Source organism: Marinomonas sp. (genome assembly GCF_965225885.1).
Lineage (GTDB): Bacteria > Pseudomonadota > Gammaproteobacteria > Pseudomonadales > Marinomonadaceae > Marinomonas.
The window spans coordinates 351329-367199 of record NZ_OZ245329.1 but is presented as its reverse complement, the minus strand read 5'-3'; the positions used below and the strand labels follow the sequence as shown (position 1 = coordinate 367199).

At 44.5% G+C, this 15871-nt stretch carries 14 protein-coding genes and 4 tRNA genes; 16 read left to right on the top strand and 2 right to left on the bottom strand.

What is annotated here, in order from left to right:
- Positions 1 to 319 precede the first annotated feature (319 nt).
- Positions 320 to 1957, top strand: coding sequence for a glucan biosynthesis protein (locus ACO05V_RS01730; RefSeq protein WP_421846885.1), 1638 nt, complete (start codon positions 320 to 322; stop codon positions 1955 to 1957).
- A gap of 93 nt (positions 1958 to 2050) precedes the next feature.
- On the opposite strand, the gene ACO05V_RS01725 is transcribed toward ACO05V_RS01730, so the two are convergent.
- Both ACO05V_RS01725 and ACO05V_RS01720 read right to left on the bottom strand, forming a co-directional pair.
- Complete coding sequence (locus ACO05V_RS01725) at positions 2051 to 3394, bottom strand: GH1 family beta-glucosidase (RefSeq protein WP_421846883.1); 1344 nt, start codon at positions 3392 to 3394, stop codon at positions 2051 to 2053.
- 137 nt (positions 3395 to 3531) lie between these two features.
- Positions 3532 to 3966 carry a GNAT family N-acetyltransferase gene (locus ACO05V_RS01720; RefSeq protein ID WP_421846881.1) on the bottom strand — a complete coding sequence of 145 codons (435 nt, stop codon included), beginning with the start codon at positions 3964 to 3966 and terminating at the stop codon, positions 3532 to 3534.
- A 100-nt stretch (positions 3967 to 4066) separates the two neighbouring features.
- On the opposite strand from ACO05V_RS01720, the gene ACO05V_RS01715 reads away from it, so the two are divergent.
- From ACO05V_RS01715 to rpoB, 15 genes are all read left to right on the top strand, one after another.
- Positions 4067 to 5263 carry an alpha/beta hydrolase gene (locus ACO05V_RS01715; protein ID WP_421846879.1) on the top strand — a complete coding sequence of 399 codons (1197 nt, stop codon included), beginning with the start codon at positions 4067 to 4069 and terminating at the stop codon, positions 5261 to 5263.
- A gap of 116 nt (positions 5264 to 5379) precedes the next feature.
- On the top strand, positions 5380 to 6333 hold the full coding sequence (locus ACO05V_RS01710; protein WP_421846877.1) for a biotin--[acetyl-CoA-carboxylase] ligase: 954 nt from the start codon (positions 5380 to 5382) through the stop codon (positions 6331 to 6333).
- Positions 6302 to 7051 (top strand): type III pantothenate kinase, encoded by a 750-nt coding sequence (locus ACO05V_RS01705; RefSeq protein WP_421846875.1) that lies wholly within the window; start codon positions 6302 to 6304, stop codon positions 7049 to 7051. Before ACO05V_RS01710 ends, ACO05V_RS01705 begins: the two co-directional genes overlap by 32 nt.
- A complete protein-coding gene (locus ACO05V_RS01700) occupies positions 7048 to 7752 on the top strand; it encodes an SPOR domain-containing protein (RefSeq protein ID WP_421846873.1) in 705 nt (234 codons plus the stop codon). Before ACO05V_RS01705 ends, ACO05V_RS01700 begins: the two co-directional genes overlap by 4 nt.
- A gap of 74 nt (positions 7753 to 7826) precedes the next feature.
- Positions 7827 to 7910: transfer RNA gene (locus tag ACO05V_RS01695), tRNA-Tyr, on the top strand.
- Between the two features lie 3 nt (positions 7911 to 7913).
- A tRNA-Gly gene (locus tag ACO05V_RS01690) sits at positions 7914 to 7988 on the top strand.
- 2 nt (positions 7989 to 7990) lie between these two features.
- Positions 7991 to 8066, top strand: a tRNA-Thr gene (locus ACO05V_RS01685).
- 116 nt (positions 8067 to 8182) lie between these two features.
- Positions 8183 to 8258, top strand: a tRNA-Trp gene (locus tag ACO05V_RS01680).
- A 40-nt stretch (positions 8259 to 8298) separates the two neighbouring features.
- Positions 8299 to 8667: a preprotein translocase subunit SecE gene (gene secE / locus ACO05V_RS01675; protein ID WP_421846871.1), complete on the top strand. Its 369-nt coding sequence runs from the start codon at positions 8299 to 8301 to the stop codon at positions 8665 to 8667.
- Between the two features lie 9 nt (positions 8668 to 8676).
- Positions 8677 to 9210, top strand: coding sequence for a transcription termination/antitermination protein NusG (gene nusG / locus ACO05V_RS01670; protein WP_212916916.1), 534 nt, complete (start codon positions 8677 to 8679; stop codon positions 9208 to 9210).
- Between the two features lie 49 nt (positions 9211 to 9259).
- On the top strand, positions 9260 to 9694 hold the full coding sequence (rplK, locus tag ACO05V_RS01665; RefSeq protein WP_421846868.1) for a 50S ribosomal protein L11: 435 nt from the start codon (positions 9260 to 9262) through the stop codon (positions 9692 to 9694).
- Complete coding sequence (gene rplA, locus ACO05V_RS01660; RefSeq protein WP_212916915.1) at positions 9694 to 10395, top strand: 50S ribosomal protein L1; 702 nt, start codon at positions 9694 to 9696, stop codon at positions 10393 to 10395. The genes rplK and rplA overlap by 1 nt, the downstream gene beginning before the upstream one ends.
- A gap of 230 nt (positions 10396 to 10625) precedes the next feature.
- Positions 10626 to 11126 carry a 50S ribosomal protein L10 gene (gene rplJ / locus ACO05V_RS01655; protein WP_012071945.1) on the top strand — a complete coding sequence of 167 codons (501 nt, stop codon included), beginning with the start codon at positions 10626 to 10628 and terminating at the stop codon, positions 11124 to 11126.
- Between the two features lie 81 nt (positions 11127 to 11207).
- Positions 11208 to 11579, top strand: coding sequence for a 50S ribosomal protein L7/L12 (gene rplL / locus ACO05V_RS01650; RefSeq protein ID WP_421846866.1), 372 nt, complete (start codon positions 11208 to 11210; stop codon positions 11577 to 11579).
- Positions 11580 to 11767: 188 nt separating this feature from the next.
- Positions 11768 to 15868 (top strand): DNA-directed RNA polymerase subunit beta, encoded by a 4101-nt coding sequence (gene rpoB, locus ACO05V_RS01645; RefSeq protein ID WP_421846864.1) that lies wholly within the window; start codon positions 11768 to 11770, stop codon positions 15866 to 15868.
- The last annotated feature ends 3 nt before the right edge of the window (positions 15869 to 15871 follow it).

The window sequence follows — 15871 nt, the reverse complement described above, 5'->3', positions numbered from 1 at the left end:
TGAGCATTTTGATGTGAATAACTTAGGCGCTTATCCACATTTGCTTATATTTAAGCCTATATGGTGTGATTGAAGTGAAAAACTGTTCGATTTAAAGGGAGTTTCAGATCAAGTGTAAGGTGATATCCTGAATTTCCCTTATAAATGTATTAAATGTTTACTCTATCTGAACACTAGGCTCGGACGTAATTCGCTAGTATAGATATCAACTTTTTAGCTGATAGGGTTAAGTTTTATGCTTCCTCATTGTTTTTCAGAGTTCATGAAGGATTCAAACCAGGTCGGGTCGCAGGTGTTGCGAAAATCCCGGAAAACAAATGTGTCTAGTAATTTGCAACGGTTGGCGAGTCGATCTTTAGTGGCTGTCGGTGTGTTGTTTAGTCTCACAGCTTGCGCTGCACAATCACAGCCAGCGCAGTCACAATCATCTCAGTCTGTCGCGCAACCGAAAAAAGGTAAAGAGTTTAGTTATGCCTGGTTAAAAGGCCACGCGCGTCAATTGGCAACTAAACCTTATGAAAGCCATCAAGGTGAAATGCCAGAGAGCTTAAAAGGCTTGGACTGGGATGATTATCAAGAAATTCAATTTAATAAAGACGCTGCGTTATGGCACGATCAAAAGTCGGAGTTCCGTACAGGGCTTTTCCATCTTGGCTTAGGTTTTGATACGCCAATTCATATGAATGAGCTTGAAAATGGTAAGTCGACGCCGATTCCTTATATGCCCTCTGAGTTTACTTATGGTAAGTCAGGGGTAAAAGGTGATAAGTTGCCGAAAGACCTTGGTTTTGCTGGTTTTAGAATGCAATTTGCGACTGACTGGCAGCGTGATGTTGTTGCCTTTTTAGGCGCGAGCTACTTCCGAGCGGTTGGCAGTGAAATGCAATATGGTCTTTCCGCTCGAGGCTTGGCTATCGACACGGCGATGCCTCACCCAGAAGAGTTTCCGACTTTCACCGATTTTTGGTTAGAGAAGCCCAAGCCAGGCTCAGACGTGGTTACTGTCTACGCCTTAATGGATTCTCCTAGTGTGACAGGTGCTTATCGCTTTGATATGACACCGGGCGAACCGTTCAAAATGCGAGTAGATTCGGCTATTTATCCTCGTAAATCGGTTGAGCGTTTGGGGGTCGCACCAATGACCAGTATGTTTATGGTTGGTGAAAATGACCGACGGACCAATTATGACTGGCGCGCTGAGATTCATGACTCTGATGGGCTTGCAATGCAGACGGGTAATGGTGAATGGATTTGGCGCCCTTTAAGTAATCCTGCCAATTTGCAGTTCAATGCATACAGTGATGAAAACCCAAAAGGCTTTGGCTTGCTACAACGTGACCGTAACTTTGATCACTATCAAGATGATGGTGTTTTCTATGAAAAACGCCCAAGTCTATGGATTGAACCACTTGGTAACTGGGGCAAGGGTTCTGTGCAATTAGTAGAGATTCCGACTTTGGATGAAACCTTCGATAATATTGTGGCTTTCTGGAATCCGGCGGCTCCAGTTGAAGCTGGCCAAGAGTTGCTCTACAGCTACAATATGTATTGGGGAAGTCATCCTCCTGTGCAATCCAACCGCGCTCGAGTTGTTGATACCTTTACCGGCATTGGTGGCGTGATTGGCAAGAAACGCCAATATTATAGCAAGCGTTTTGTTGTTGATTTTGCCGGCGGCTCTTTAGCTATGTTAGGCAATGATACGAAAGTGAAGGCGGTGATTACTTCGTCTGAAGGTAGAGTAGAAATCGAATCGGCTCGACCACTGCATTCTATTGACGGCTATCGCGCGATGTTCGATTTAGTTCCACCGAATGGAAAGAATGCAACTAAGCCGATTAATCTTCGCGTCTATCTAGAAGCGAATGGGCAGCCGCTGACTGAAACGTGGCAGTATCAGTGGACTCCGCCAGCAGAAAAAGACAGAGAGCTTCACAATGCAGGTCATTTGAAGTAGTTATCTAAAGGTACTTGTTTATCTTACCAATAAAAATGCCCGATGCTTATGCATCGGGCATTTTTAGTTGTTCAATAATGGCATCTGAAAATTTTAGCTTTTGCGATTATTTAGAAAGTCTCGGTAGGCATATCCACTGCGCTTTATGGTTCTTTCTTGAGTCTGATAGTCGACGTAAGTAAGACCAAAACGCTTGTTATAACCTTCTGCCCATTCAAAGTTATCCATTAAGCTCCAAGCGAAATAACCGCGAATATCGACGCCGTTTTCAATGGCTTGGTGAACGGCATTGAGGTGGCCATCTAAATAACGAACGCGTTGCTCATCGTTTATGTCGCCGTCAACAAGAGTATCGGCACAGGCAACACCGTTTTCGGTAATGTACATTGGTGGTAATGTATATTGTTTGTGAAGATTCACTAACAGTTCAGTGAAAGCGTGCGGGGCGATTTCCCAGCCAATGTCAGTGTATTCAACCGTTTTGCTGTTTTTTACATCCTTGAACATATTGTCGGGATCATAAGCGTTGTGGTTGCAGGTGTAAAAGTTCATGCCTAAGAAATCAATTGGCTGAGAAATGATGTTCATATCACCAGGTAAAACTGTTGGCAAATATTGTGGTGCAACGGTTTTGAGGATCTGTGGATATTGGCCTTTCATTAGCGGTTCAATGAAAAACTGATTGTCTAAGGTCTCGCGCATTAAACAAGCGAATTGGTCTTCGGCTTTTTCGCTGGCGGCATAGGAACGATTCATATTGAGCACTATGCCTACCTGAGATTTTGGTGCGTTTTTACGAATAACCGGCAGCGCCAAACCATGGGCGAGCAGAATATGATGAGCGGCTTGTCTTCCGTATTCTGGCTTGCTTAGACCGGGTGCGTGTATGCCTAACTCATAACCTAATATCGCAGCGCAAAAAGGTTCGTTAAAAGTCGCCCAGCTATCAACCCATTCCGCTAATTCTTTGGTCACCAAGTCTGCATAATTCTTGAACAGGTATGCGGTTTCTCTATTAAGCCAGCCGCCTTTGTCTTCAAGGTATTGCGGCAAATCCCAGTGGTAGAGCGTGACGAAAACATGCAAACCTTCTGCTTTGAGTTTTTTGAGCAGATTACGATAAAAGTCGAGTCCAGCTTGGTTTGCTTCGCCTTTTTCATTCATGACTCTAGGCCAAGCAATAGATAATCGATAAGCATCTACACCGAGACTTTTAATGAGTTTTATGTCTTCTTCCCAAAGGTGATAGTGGTCACAAGCTACTTCGCCGTTATCTGCGTTTTTTACTTTACCGGGTATGGCGCAAAAAGTATCCCAAATACATGGAAGGCGATTGTCGGCCTTTGATGCGCCTTCGATTTGAAAGGCAGCGGTTGCGACTCCGAAAGTAAAATCAGAGGTAAGCATTTTAGAGTTTGATGGTAAGGTGATTGACATGTTGTCCTCGATTTTTATTTATTATGCTTGGGAAAATAAGTAATGCGACCAAAGGTACTGGAGGATATTGAAAAGCGTCAATACGAGCGAGTGAGTTTTAGAGGTTTAAGAGAATTTAAGCGTATTTTAAGAGCTTTTTAGCAGCGGATATAGTGCATTGGCGTAAGAGCTCGACCTTGTGGCGTATAAGATCGGAAGCGACTTTCTAGTTCTTCTGGTAACATTTCTGCTGAGATGGTCGTAAAATGATTCGTGTTATAAAAAGACACAAGATGCGTAAATGCGAAGCAATAAGTAGGCTTTTCACCTAATGCGGGATGAATACTTTGGATGAGACGGCTGCCAAGCCCAATATGGCGGTGATTGGGGTCTGTCACCATGCCTGTTAGTAGTTGAGAGTGAGCCATTTGTTTGAGTCTTAAAGCACAAAGAATCTTGCCTTTCTCTGTTATTACCCAGATAGGGTCCGCTTTGTTTGGTTTACCACTCGGATAATGTTCTTGATAAAACTTTTTTACCAAAGGAAACCAAAGTGAAGGAACTTGCTCGGTGATAAGATAGGATGTCTTCATAGTTGAATGTGTATGGCAATGAAGTGCTTGATGATAGCATAAACCGCCATTCCTAGAATGTCTGTTAGTTTGAATTACTTATATAACGGGAGGGATTATTGTGCAGCAAAAAATAGTGTTGTGGTGCTTTTGTATTCTTGCATTGCCCGTTTCTGTCATAGGTCATACCGCAGAAACACAAACGCAATTTGTTTATCAGCCAGAAGAATCTTTTGTACATTATGCAGAGCGAGCAAAACAATATGTAAGTGAGCGCAAGGTTTGGATTAATGCCGATGACAAGGCTAGAGAGCTTGCCGCTGTTTTGCCTTTTGAGTTATTGCCCAATGCGGATAACTGTGCTGGGCGAGCTCGCATAGGTGTTTTATTGTCTCATGGTTTATCTGATTCTCCTTTTTCGATGCGAGACCCAGCGCTTGCGCTTCAGGAAGCTTGTTACCAAGTGCGAGTAGTTCTATTGCCGGGTCACGGTACAAAGTCAGAAGATCTTCTTCATGTTTCGCGCGATGATTGGCGTGCGACCTTTCAAAATGCCGCTGATCAGTTCAATAAAGAAGTGGATGTTATGTATGTTGGCGGCTTTTCTACTGGTGGCGCGTTGGCGGCGGAATATGCATGGCAACATTCAGACAATGTCGCTGGCGCTATTTTATTTTCGCCTATTTTTAAGGTGAACAGTAGCATAGATTGGCTGTCGCCTTGGTTGGCGTTAGTGAAAGACTGGTTAGATAATTATCCAAGTGATGACTTTGCTAAATATGCGTCAATCCCTTTACCTGCGATTGCTCAGGTGTACAAGTTGTCTAAAGAAGTGCGTAATTTAATTCTTGATAACCCGAAAGAGTTGCCAGTGTTTATTGCCTTGTCAGAAGATGATCAAACGGTAGATTCGTCTGTATCAGAAAAGGTGTTTAAAACTGGGATGATTGGTGCTAAGAGTCAGATGGTGCTTTACAGTAAAGATCAAATGAGCACCAATACGGATCGTATGAAGGTTTTCAATACAAATTGGCCAGAGGCTAAAATATTAGGTTTGTCGCATATGGCGATTCATGGTAATCCTGAAAACGCCTATTACGGCGCGATGGGTGAATATCGTATTTGCAGCTGGTATTTGTCTGATGAGCCTTTGTATCAAGCTTGTCGAACGGATAAAGATAATTGGTTTGGTGAAGGCTCTGATGTATTAACGGAACGGAGTCCTCATGCTGCACGAGTATCTTGGAATCCGAACTTCAATTCGTTAATGCAAGAAGTTGCTTTTTTTATCAAGGCAAACGCAAACAGTAATAGATAAATTAGAGGTTCTTAATTATGAGTGCGTTAGCGTGATAATAGATTGCTCTCATATATCCCAGAAATTGAACTGGTATTAGAACTGAGTGAGATAAAAAGAGAAGTTGGAGAGCATTGATGCAAGCTGTTTTAGCCCTGCTTAGTGATAATGAATTTCACTCTGGCGAAGAGTTGGGGGCTGCATTGGGAGTGACCCGTGCCGCGGTTTGGAAAAAGCTTAAAAAGCTAGAATCCATTGGTGTAACTGTCCATTCTGTAAAAGGCCGTGGTTATCGTTTACCGGCACCAGTTGAGCTGCTGTCAGAAGATATGCTGCGTGAAAATGGCGTGCCTAATGATGTGGCTATTAGATTAGCGTTCGAGACAGAGTCAACCAACGGTGATGCTAAGCAATACATATCACAAGGACTGCCGTTACCTGTTTTATTCTCGGTTGAGCGTCAGACAAAGGGTAAGGGGCGTCGTGGCCGTCAATGGGAGTCGGGGGTTGCAAAAAATATTACGTTTTCCTTTGCGTGGCGATTTGATAACGGGCCAAATGTTGTTGAAGGCTTGAGTCTTGCAGCGGGAGTTGCTGTTGCTCGGGTATTAAAAAAGGCAGGCATTCCGAATCCTGGATTAAAATGGCCCAATGACGTACAGGTTGATGGTCAGAAAATCTGCGGTATTTTATTGGAAATGGTAGCAGATCAGGATGTGTGTCATGTAATCATCGGCATTGGGCTCAATGTGGAAATGGATGATGCCTTTATGGCGAAAGTCGATCAGCCTTGGACTGATTTGGTTTCTCGCTTGAAATCTCGCCCGAGTCGAAATGTCATCTTAGCTGAATTAACCAAAGAATTGATCGATATTTGCCAGCTGTTTGAGGATGGTAATGGCATGAAGCATTTTCAATATCAGTGGCAAGCGTATGATGTTTTGTTCAATCAGACGGTGACTGTTAGTACGGTTTCTCAGCAACGCCAAGGTATTGCGAGGGGGATTGATCAAAAAGGTGCTTTGCTTCTAGAGGAAAATGGTGAGCTGGTGGCTCTTCATGGAGGGGAAATTAGTGTCCGTCGCGGCTAAGGTTTTGGTTGTTGATGCGGGTAATACCAGTATCAAATTTACAGCCTTTGAAGGTGAGCAAGTATTATGGGTGGAGAGGGAGGAAAGTTTTCCTGTTAATACTGGTTTTTCTCCTGATGTGATTTATTTCGCTAGTGTTCGCTCTAAAGAGCAAAGCGCGTTGCTGCATGCCGATATTCAAGCTGAGTTTCCATGCAGTGAATGGGTGACATTAACGAGTCAAGCAATTGCATGTGGTGTTCGTAATGCCTATATCGAACCTGAACGTTTGGGGGTTGATCGGTGGCTTGGTGTGATTGCGGCGCATTATGTAGTGACGGGCGATGTTGTAGTGGTGGATGCCGGTACCGCAATCAAGGTGGATGTGGTTAACAACGACGGGGTTCATCTCGGTGGTTATATTACTCCTGGGTTGGCTATGATGGAGGAATCTTTACTGTCAAAAACGGCTCGGATTCGTTTTGACTCCCGTGAGGTTGTCGAAGGGGATGAGCTGCCTAATTCGACTGCGAGAGCAGTAACAGAAGGTTGTCGCGAGATGGCGCTAGGTTTTTTGGAGCGTATTTATCATCGTTACCCAGAGTTTAAGTGGGTTGTGACAGGTGGTGATGCGCAGGCATTGTTGGGCTCGTTGGGAGTGTCACTTGAATGTCAGCCCAATCTTGTGGCTTTGGGCGCAAAACTGGTTGGTGATGAACGGTTAAGGGGCAAAAAATGAAGTGGCTATTTCTTTTTGTAGTGTTGCTTAATGCCGCTTTTTTGAGTTGGCACAGTTTCGTTCAGGATAAACCAGAAAAAAAACAAGAATCTATTTATGGCCCACCTGTCAGTGAAAAAATTCACCTACTGTCAGAGGCGCCAGCGGTTACCGAGCAAGATTATAATGCTGGAATGGTAACTAATGAGAGTCTTGAGGATGCGCTCAATAAGGTTATAGACCAGGCTTCTGGAGATTCCCCTGACTTGTATTGTCCGCGTTTAGAAACAGAGCGAGATGATGATAAAAAACAGATTGCTCAAGTGTTGAAGAGTTTTGGTTGGGCTTATACCGATCGTGAAGTGACAGGTAAGCGCCCTAAGTTTTGGCTTTATATAGCAGCACCGGAAACGCCAGCCATTGCGGAGCGAATAGTAAAAGAGCTTGCCTCCAAATCTATAGATAGCTTCGTTATTAATCGAGCAGAAATGAAGAACCGTATCTCATTAGGATTGTATTCTTCACAAGAGCGCGCCGAACAAGCAAAAATACGCATTCAAAATATATCTGGCTATGCTGTTGATGTTTATGAACATATGCGAAATGTTCCGCTTCAACAGATAGATATCGCGCAACCAGTGGATGAAAAAGACTGGGAGCAATTTATGTCGCGCTTCGATCTAACCAAGATGATGATAAAAGTAGAAAAAAATCCTTGCTAGCGCTTGCAATTGGCAAGACGATTCATATAATGGCTCCCACCTTTTGGGGTGTTGCGTTGTAGCGCTGAGTACGTGGAGGGGTTCCCGAGTGGCCAAAGGGAGCAGATTGTAAATCTGCCACGAAAGTTTCGGTGGTTCGAATCCACCTCCCTCCACCAATTGCGGGTATGGTATAGTGGCTATTACCTCAGCCTTCCAAGCTGAAGAGGCGGGTTCGATTCCCGCTACCCGCTCCAATGCTCATGTAGCTCAGTTGGTAGAGCACACCCTTGGTAAGGGTGAGGTCGGCAGTTCAAATCTGCTCATGAGCTCCAGCATTTCCAATGCAAAAGATAGGTGGTTTGACCGCCTTTTTTATTGTCTGTTTTTTGGGCAGATACCCTTGCTAGATTTAGCTTGTTCAGGTATTATCCTTCGCCCATACGAATGTAGGCCAATAGTTCAATTGGTAGAGCACCGGTTTCCAAAACCGGCTGTTGGGGGTTCGAGTCCCTCTTGGCCTGCCATCTTTCGTATCCTATTTCTTAGTTAGGGATCACCTGAAGTATGAGTTCGAGTACTGAAGCTCAAGCGTCTCGCGGAGATGTGTTTAAGTGGGCAATTGTTGTTCTGCTAGTTGCGGTAGGCGTGATTGGTAATAACTATTATTCTGCTGAGTCACTATTGTATCGCTTAATCGCTATCTTGGTGTTAGCTGGTGTTGCCGGTTTTGTTGCGTTGCAAACTGTGAAAGGTAAGGCTTTTTTTGCTCTGGCAAGAGAAGCTAAAACCGAAATTCGCAGAGTTGTATGGCCAACTAGGCAAGAAACCATGCAAACAACCTTAATAGTGTTAGCGGTTGTTGTTTTTATGTCTCTCGTGCTATGGGGGGTGGATTCGTTCCTTGGTTGGATCGTTTCCTCGGTAATTAGTTAGGAGTTGCTCGTGACCAAACGATGGTATGTAGTACAAGCGTACTCAGGGTACGAAAAGCACGTAATGCGTTCGCTAATTGAGCGAGTGCAGGTTATGGGGCAGGAAGAGAATTTTGGTGACATCTTGGTGCCGACTGAAGAAGTTGTCGAAATCCGAGATGGTAAAAAGCGCAAGAGTGAAAGAAAGTTCTATCCAGGCTATGTATTGGTTCAAATGGATATGAATGATGCTTCTTGGCATTTGGTTAAAGGTACGTCTCGTGTGCTTGGTTTTATTGGTGGTACGGCTGATAAGCCATCACCAATTACCACTCGCGAAGCAGATGCTATTTTGCAGCGCGTTAGTGACGGTGTTGATAAGCCTCGTCCTAAGACTTTGTTTGAGGTGGGTGAGGTTGTTCGTGTCAACGAAGGGCCATTTGCTGATTTCAATGGTGTTGTTGAAGAAGTGGATTACGATAAAAGTCGAATCAAAGTGGCTGTGCTTATTTTCGGGCGCTCTACGCCAGTTGATTTGGAATTTAGTCAGGTTGAAAAGGCCTGATTTTGTTGAACGGGTAGCCCTCGGGCAGTGACCCAATTGGAGTTGAAAAATGGCTAAGAAAGTCCAAGCTTATATCAAGCTACAAGTTAAAGCGGGTCAAGCGAACCCAAGTCCACCAGTTGGTCCAGCACTTGGTCAACATGGTGTGAACATTATGGAATTCTGTAAAGCGTTCAATGCGAAAACTCAGGGTGTTGAGCCTGGTCTTCCAACGCCTGTTATTATCACTGTTTACAGTGATCGTAGTTTTACATTCGAAACTAAATCTACTCCTGCAGCAGTTTTGCTTAAAAAAGCAGCTGGTTTAAAGAGTGGTTCTCCACGTCCAAATACTCAAAAAGTCGGTACGGTTACTCGTGCTCAACTAGAAGAGATTGTTGTTGCTAAGCAGGCTGATTTGACTGCTTCTAGCATGGATGCAGCAGTTCGTACAATTGCTGGTAGCGCACGCGCTATGGGTCTAGAAGTTGAGGGTGTTAACTAATGGCTAAATTAACTAAACGCGCTCGCTTGATCGCTGAAAAAGTAGAAGCAACAAAATTTTACTCTGTAGAAGAAGCTGTTGCTCTATTGTCTGAGCTTTCTACTGTTAAGTTTAAAGAGTCTATCGACGTATCTGTTAACCTAGGCGTTGACCCACGCAAATCTGACCAGGTTGTTCGTGGTTCTACAGTATTGCCTCATGGTGCTGGTAAAGATGTTCGTGTTGCTGTATTTGCGCAAGGTGCAAATGCTGAAGCTGCGAAAGAAGCTGGTGCAGATGTTGTTGGTTTTGAAGATTTAGCTGAACAAGTTAAAGCTGGTAACCTTGATTTTGACGTAGTTATTGCATCTCCAGATGCAATGCGTATCGTTGGTCAGCTAGGTCAAGTTTTAGGCCCACGTGGTCTAATGCCTAACCCTAAAGTTGGCACAGTAACGCCTGATGTTGCTACTGCAGTACGAAATGCAAAAGCAGGTCAAGCTCGTTACCGTACAGATAAAAATGGTATCATCCACGCTGCTGTTGGCTCTATTGAGTTCGCTGCGGATGCTATCAGAGGTAACTTGGAAGCGCTTTTGACCGACTTGCGTCGTGCTAAACCTGCGTCTTCTAAAGGTGTTTACCTAAAAAAAGTGACCTTGTCCTCTACAATGGGACCTGGTCTACAAATTGATCTAGGCGCGCTTAACTCTACTAAGTAAGTGTGTTTAGATCATGAGCTTTGGGGTCTGCCTTCATTTATTTGTTGAGCAGGCCGTCAAAGACCGCAGGAACCTAACGGTTTAATAAAACGTTGAAAAATGTTTGTCCTGCGCAGATGGTGTGGCCCGATTCAGATTAACTGGATCTAACTCACCAGCAAGTACTTCGAGTAATCGGAGAGTTGGTAAAAATAGGGGAATTTATTCCCTGCTAATCCAGGAGAAAACCAGTGGCATTAGGTCTAGAAGACAAAAAAGCCATTGTCGCCGAAGTTAGCGAAGTTGCTAAAACTGCACTATCTGCAGTAGTTGCTGACTCTCGCGGTGTTACCGTGAGTAGTATGACAGAGCTACGTAAAGAAGCGCGCGAAGCAGGTGTTTATGTACGTGTAGTACGTAATACTTTGGCTCGCCGTGCAGTTGAAGGCACTGACTTCGAATGTCTAGCTGAGAGCTTTGTTGGTCCTACGTTAATTGCTTTTTCTAACGAACACCCGGGTGCGGCTGCTCGTTTGTTGAAAGCGTTTGCGAAAACTAACAGCAAGTTTGAAGTAAAGGCGTTGGCGTTCAACGGTGAGTTGATCCCAGCTGGCGACATTGATCGTTTGGCAACACTGCCTACATACGACGAAGCTATTGCGAAACTGATGAGTGTTATTCAGGGCGCAACAAGCAAGTTTGTACGTACTCTTGCAGCGGTTCGCGATCAAAAAGAGCAAGAAGCGGCTTAATACGGCTTACCGTATCCCTTCTTGATAAATATTTGTTTTATCACCCTTGGGTGATTATAAAGAATGCTAGGAATCTGAGTCATGGCTCTAACTAAAGAAGATATCATCAATGCAGTAGCAGAAATGTCTGTGATGGACGTTGTTGAACTAATTTCTGCAATGGAAGAAAAATTCGGCGTATCTGCAGCGGCTGCTGTAGCTGCAGGTCCTGCTGCTGAAGCTGGCGCTGCTGCTGAAGAGCAAACTGAATTTGACGTTGTTCTTACTGCTGCAGGCGATAAGAAAGTAAACGTAATCAAAGCTGTTCGTGCAGCGACTGGTCTAGGCTTGAAAGAAGCTAAAGCTATCGTTGACGGCGCTCCAATGACTGTTAAAGAAGCTGCTTCTAAAGAAGATGCTGCCGCTCTTAAAGCAGCTCTTGAAGAAGCTGGTGCATCTGTCGAAATCAAGTAATGATACTTGCATTTCCAGATTTCGACCAATAGTCGAAATGGCTGGTGACATTATTGTCACCGGCCTTTTTGGGTTTCTAAAACTCAAATAAAACTTAAAAGATTTTTCACATGGGAGATAATGCTCCCATATATGGTAAGGCCTGATTTGGGCCTTTTGCGTCAATGTGCACAAGCTGGGGAATGCTGATGGCTTACTCATACACTGAGAAAAAACGTATCCGTAAGGATTTCGGTAAACTGCCGCCCGTTTTGGATGTGCCATACTTGCTGGCAATTCAGCTTGAATCCTACCGTAATTTTCTGCAGGAAGGTAAAAGTCTTGCAGAACGTGGGGAATTAGGTCTGCATGGGGCCTTTAAATCTGTCTTTCCAATGGTCAGCTTTTCCGGCAATGCGGCGCTAGAATACGTCGATTACCGTTTAGGCAAGCCAGTCTTTGATGTTAAAGAGTGTCAGTTGCGTGGTGTTACTTACGCGGCACCTTTACGTGTTCGTGTACGACTTATTATTTATGATAAAGAGTCGTCCAACAAGGCAATCAAAGACATTCGCGAGCAAGAAGTCTACATGGGCGAAATTCCGCTTATGACAGACAATGGTACCTTTGTAATCAACGGGACTGAGCGTGTTATTGTATCTCAATTACACCGTTCTCCTGGTGTGTTCTTCGACCACGATCGTGGTAAGACACACTCTTCAGGCAAATTACTACATTCTGCTCGTATTATTCCTTACCGCGGTTCATGGTTGGACTTCGAGTTTGATCCAAAAGATTGCGTATTTGTTCGTATTGACCGTCGTCGTAAATTGCCAGCAACTATTTTGTTGCGCGCTTTAGGCTATGGAACTGAGCAAATCCTAGATACTTTCTTTGACTCTACTCGCTTTTATTTGAAGCGTGATGGTTTTGAAATGGATCTAGTTGCAAATCGTCTGCGTGGCGAAACTGCACTGTTTAATATTGCTGATGCAAATGGCGAGCTGATCGTAGAAGAAGGTCGTCGTATTACTGCTAAGCATATCCGTGTGATGGAAAAATCAGGTCTTGAGCGTCTATCTGTGCCGCTTGAGTATATGCTTGGCAAAGTAACAGCGAAAAACTTGGTTCATCCTTCAACGGGTGAACTGATTGCGGAAGCAAACACTGAGTTGTCTGTTGATTTGCTAGAAGCGTTGGTTTCTTCAGGTATTACTGAAGTTGAAACGCTTTACACGAACGATTTGGATAATGGTCCATTTATTTCTGACACGCTTCGTATTGATCCAACGAGTAATCAGTTGGAGGCTTTGGTTGAAATTTATCGCATGATGCGTCCTGGCGAGCCACCGACCAAAGAGTCGGCTGAAGGTTTGTTCCAAGGCTTATTTTTCTCAGAAGATCGTTATGATTTGTCTGGCGTTGGTCGAATGAAATTCAACCGTCGTTTAGGTCGCGAAGAAGATACGGGCGCTGGTATTCTTGATAACGATGATATCGTTGCTGTTCTAAAAACTTTGCTAGATATCCGTAACGGTAACGGCATGGTTGATGATATCGATCACTTGGGTAACCGTCGAGTTCGTTCTGTTGGCGAAATGGCCGAGAATCAATTCCGTGTTGGTCTTGTACGTGTTGAGCGTGCCGTGAAAGAGCGTTTGTCTATGGCGGAAGCGGATGGTCTTATGCCGCAAGATCTTTTGAATGCGAAGCCTGTTGCTGCCGCAATTAAAGAGTTCTTTGGTTCAAGTCAGCTGTCTCAGTTTATGGACCAAAACAACCCGCTATCTGAAGTAACGCATAAGCGCCGTGTTTCAGCGTTAGGGCCTGGTGGTCTTACGCGTGAGCGCGCAGGTTTTGAAGTACGTGACGTACACGCCACTCACTACGGTCGTGTTTGTCCTATCGAAACGCCGGAAGGTCCAAACATCGGTTTGATCAACTCGCTATCTACTTATGCGCGCACTAACAGCTACGGCTTTTTAGAAACGCCTTACCGTAAGATTATCGATGGCAAGATGACTGATGAAACAGTTTATGTCTCTGCAATCGATGAAGCGAAATATGTTATTGCCCAAGCATCTGCAAATGTTGATGCGGAAGGTCGTTTGGTTGATGAGTTGGTTCAGGTGCGTCACATGCACGAAACGACTTTGATTCCAAAAGAGAAAGTAAACCTAATGGACGTGTCACCTCGTCAGGTTGTTTCTGTTGCGGCATCTTTGATTCCGTTCCTAGAGCACGACGATGCTAACCGTGCCTTGATGGGATCGAACATGCAGCGTCAGGCTGTACCAACACTTAAGGCTGATAAGCCTGTTGTGGGTACGGGTATGGAGCGAAATGTAGCAAAAGACTCTGGTGTTTGTATTGTTGCGAATCGTGGCGGTGTCATTGAGTCTGTTGATGCAAGTCGTATCGTTGTACGTGTGAACTCAGAAGAGACAATTGCTGGTGAAGCGGGTGTAGATATCTACAACCTAACTAAATATGTGCGTTCTAACCAGAACACTTGTATTAACCAGCGTACTTTGGTTATGAAAGGTGAGAAGGTTGCTTCTGGCGACATTATGGCTGATGGCCCTTCTGTAGATATGGGTGATTTGGCACTAGGCCAAAACATGCGTATTGCTTTCATGCCTTGGAACGGTTTCAACTTCGAGGACTCAATTCTCGTTTCTGAGCGTGTTGTAGAAGAAGATCGATTCACTTCTATCCACATTCAAGAGTTAACGTGTGTTGCGCGTGATACTAAGCTTGGGCCAGAAGAGATTACTGCCGATATCCCTAATGTGGGTGAAGGTGCGCTTTCTAAGTTGGATCAATCCGGTATCGTTTACATCGGTGCAGAAGTAGAGCCGGGCGATATTCTAGTTGGTAAAGTAACGCCTAAGGGTGAGACACAGCTAACGCCTGAAGAGAAACTTTTGCGAGCTATCTTCGGTGAAAAAGCATCCGACGTAAAAGATACGTCGCAACGTGTTAAGACGGGTACGCGCGGTACAGTTATCGACGTACAAGTTTTCACTCGTGATGGCATCGAAAAAGATGACCGTGCTAAGTTCATTGAAAAATCGCAGCTAGATCAAGTTCGCAAGGACTTGAACGAAGAGTTCCGTATTGTCGAGAAAGCAACGTTTGAACGTCTAGCTGAGGCCCTAATCGGTCAACAAGCAGAAGGCGGTCCTGGCTTGGCTCGTAATGCGATTATTACGGAAGAGTACTTGGCGAATCTAGATCACCCTGAGTGGTTTAAAATTCGTGTTGCTAATGAAGAAGCGAGTGAGCAGCTTGAAAAAGCACAAGCCGCTTTGATTGAGCGCCGTAAAGAACTTGATGCGAAATTCGAAGATAAGAAACGCAAGCTACAAACAGGTGATGATCTAGCGCCTGGCGTTCTTAAAATCGTTAAGGTTTATGTTGCCATCAAACGTCGTATCCAGCCAGGTGATAAAATGGCCGGTCGTCATGGTAACAAAGGTGTAATTTCTAAAATTATGCCAGTTGAAGATATGCCGTACGATGAAAACGGTGATCCAGTTGATATCGTTTTGAACCCGCTAGGTGTTCCTTCGCGTATGAACGTTGGTCAGGTTTTGGAGACTCACTTAGGTGCGGCATCTAAAGGCTTGGGTCGTAAGATCAACGAGATGCTTGTTGTAGAGCGTGAGAAAGCAGAGGCAGTTGCAGAACTGCGTAGCTTCCTTGACGAGATCTATAACGGCTACGAAGGTGATTTGAAATGTGCGCGTACTGAAGATTTGGACAGCTTTACAGACGAAGAAATTTTAACCTTGGCATCTAACCTAACAGGTGGTGTTCCAATGGCGTCTGGTGCCTTTGATGGTGCAAAAGAGTCTGAAATCAAACGTATGTTGCGTTTAGCGGGAATCAACGAAAGCGGTCAAGTTAAATTGTTTAACGGCCGTACTGGTGATGCTTTTGAACGTCCGGTAACTGTTGGTTACATGTACATGCTTAAGTTGAACCACTTGGTTGACGACAAAATGCACGCACGTTCTACCGGTTCTTACAGCTTGGTTACTCAGCAGCCGCTGGGTGGTAAAGCTCAGTTCGGAGGTCAGCGTTTCGGGGAGATGGAGGTATGGGCACTAGAAGCATACGGTGCTGCTTACACGCTTCAAGAAATGTTGACTGTTAAGTCCGATGACGTGAATGGCCGTACTAAGATGTATAAAAACATCGTAGATGGTGACCACCGTATGGAACCTGGCATGCCTGAGTCCTTCAACGTGTTGGTGAAAGAGATTCGTTCTCTTGGTATCGATATCGAGCTGGAAAACGAATAAGCA

Coding starts and splice junctions, on each gene's coding strand:
- rplK (WP_421846868.1), top strand. CDS start 9,260: ATGGCTAAGAAAGTCCAAGCTTATATCAAGCTACAAGTTAAAGCGGGT.
- ACO05V_RS01710 (WP_421846877.1), top strand. CDS start 5,380: ATGCAAGCTGTTTTAGCCCTGCTTAGTGATAATGAATTTCACTCTGGC.
- secE (WP_421846871.1), top strand. CDS start 8,299: ATGAGTTCGAGTACTGAAGCTCAAGCGTCTCGCGGAGATGTGTTTAAG.
- rpoB (WP_421846864.1), top strand. CDS start 11,768: ATGGCTTACTCATACACTGAGAAAAAACGTATCCGTAAGGATTTCGGT.
- ACO05V_RS01705 (WP_421846875.1), top strand. CDS start 6,302: ATGGAGGGGAAATTAGTGTCCGTCGCGGCTAAGGTTTTGGTTGTTGAT.
- ACO05V_RS01700 (WP_421846873.1), top strand. CDS start 7,048: ATGAAGTGGCTATTTCTTTTTGTAGTGTTGCTTAATGCCGCTTTTTTG.
- ACO05V_RS01720 (WP_421846881.1), bottom strand. CDS start 3,966: ATGAAGACATCCTATCTTATCACCGAGCAAGTTCCTTCACTTTGGTTT.
- rplA (WP_212916915.1), top strand. CDS start 9,694: ATGGCTAAATTAACTAAACGCGCTCGCTTGATCGCTGAAAAAGTAGAA.
- rplL (WP_421846866.1), top strand. CDS start 11,208: ATGGCTCTAACTAAAGAAGATATCATCAATGCAGTAGCAGAAATGTCT.
- ACO05V_RS01725 (WP_421846883.1), bottom strand. CDS start 3,394: ATGTCAATCACCTTACCATCAAACTCTAAAATGCTTACCTCTGATTTT.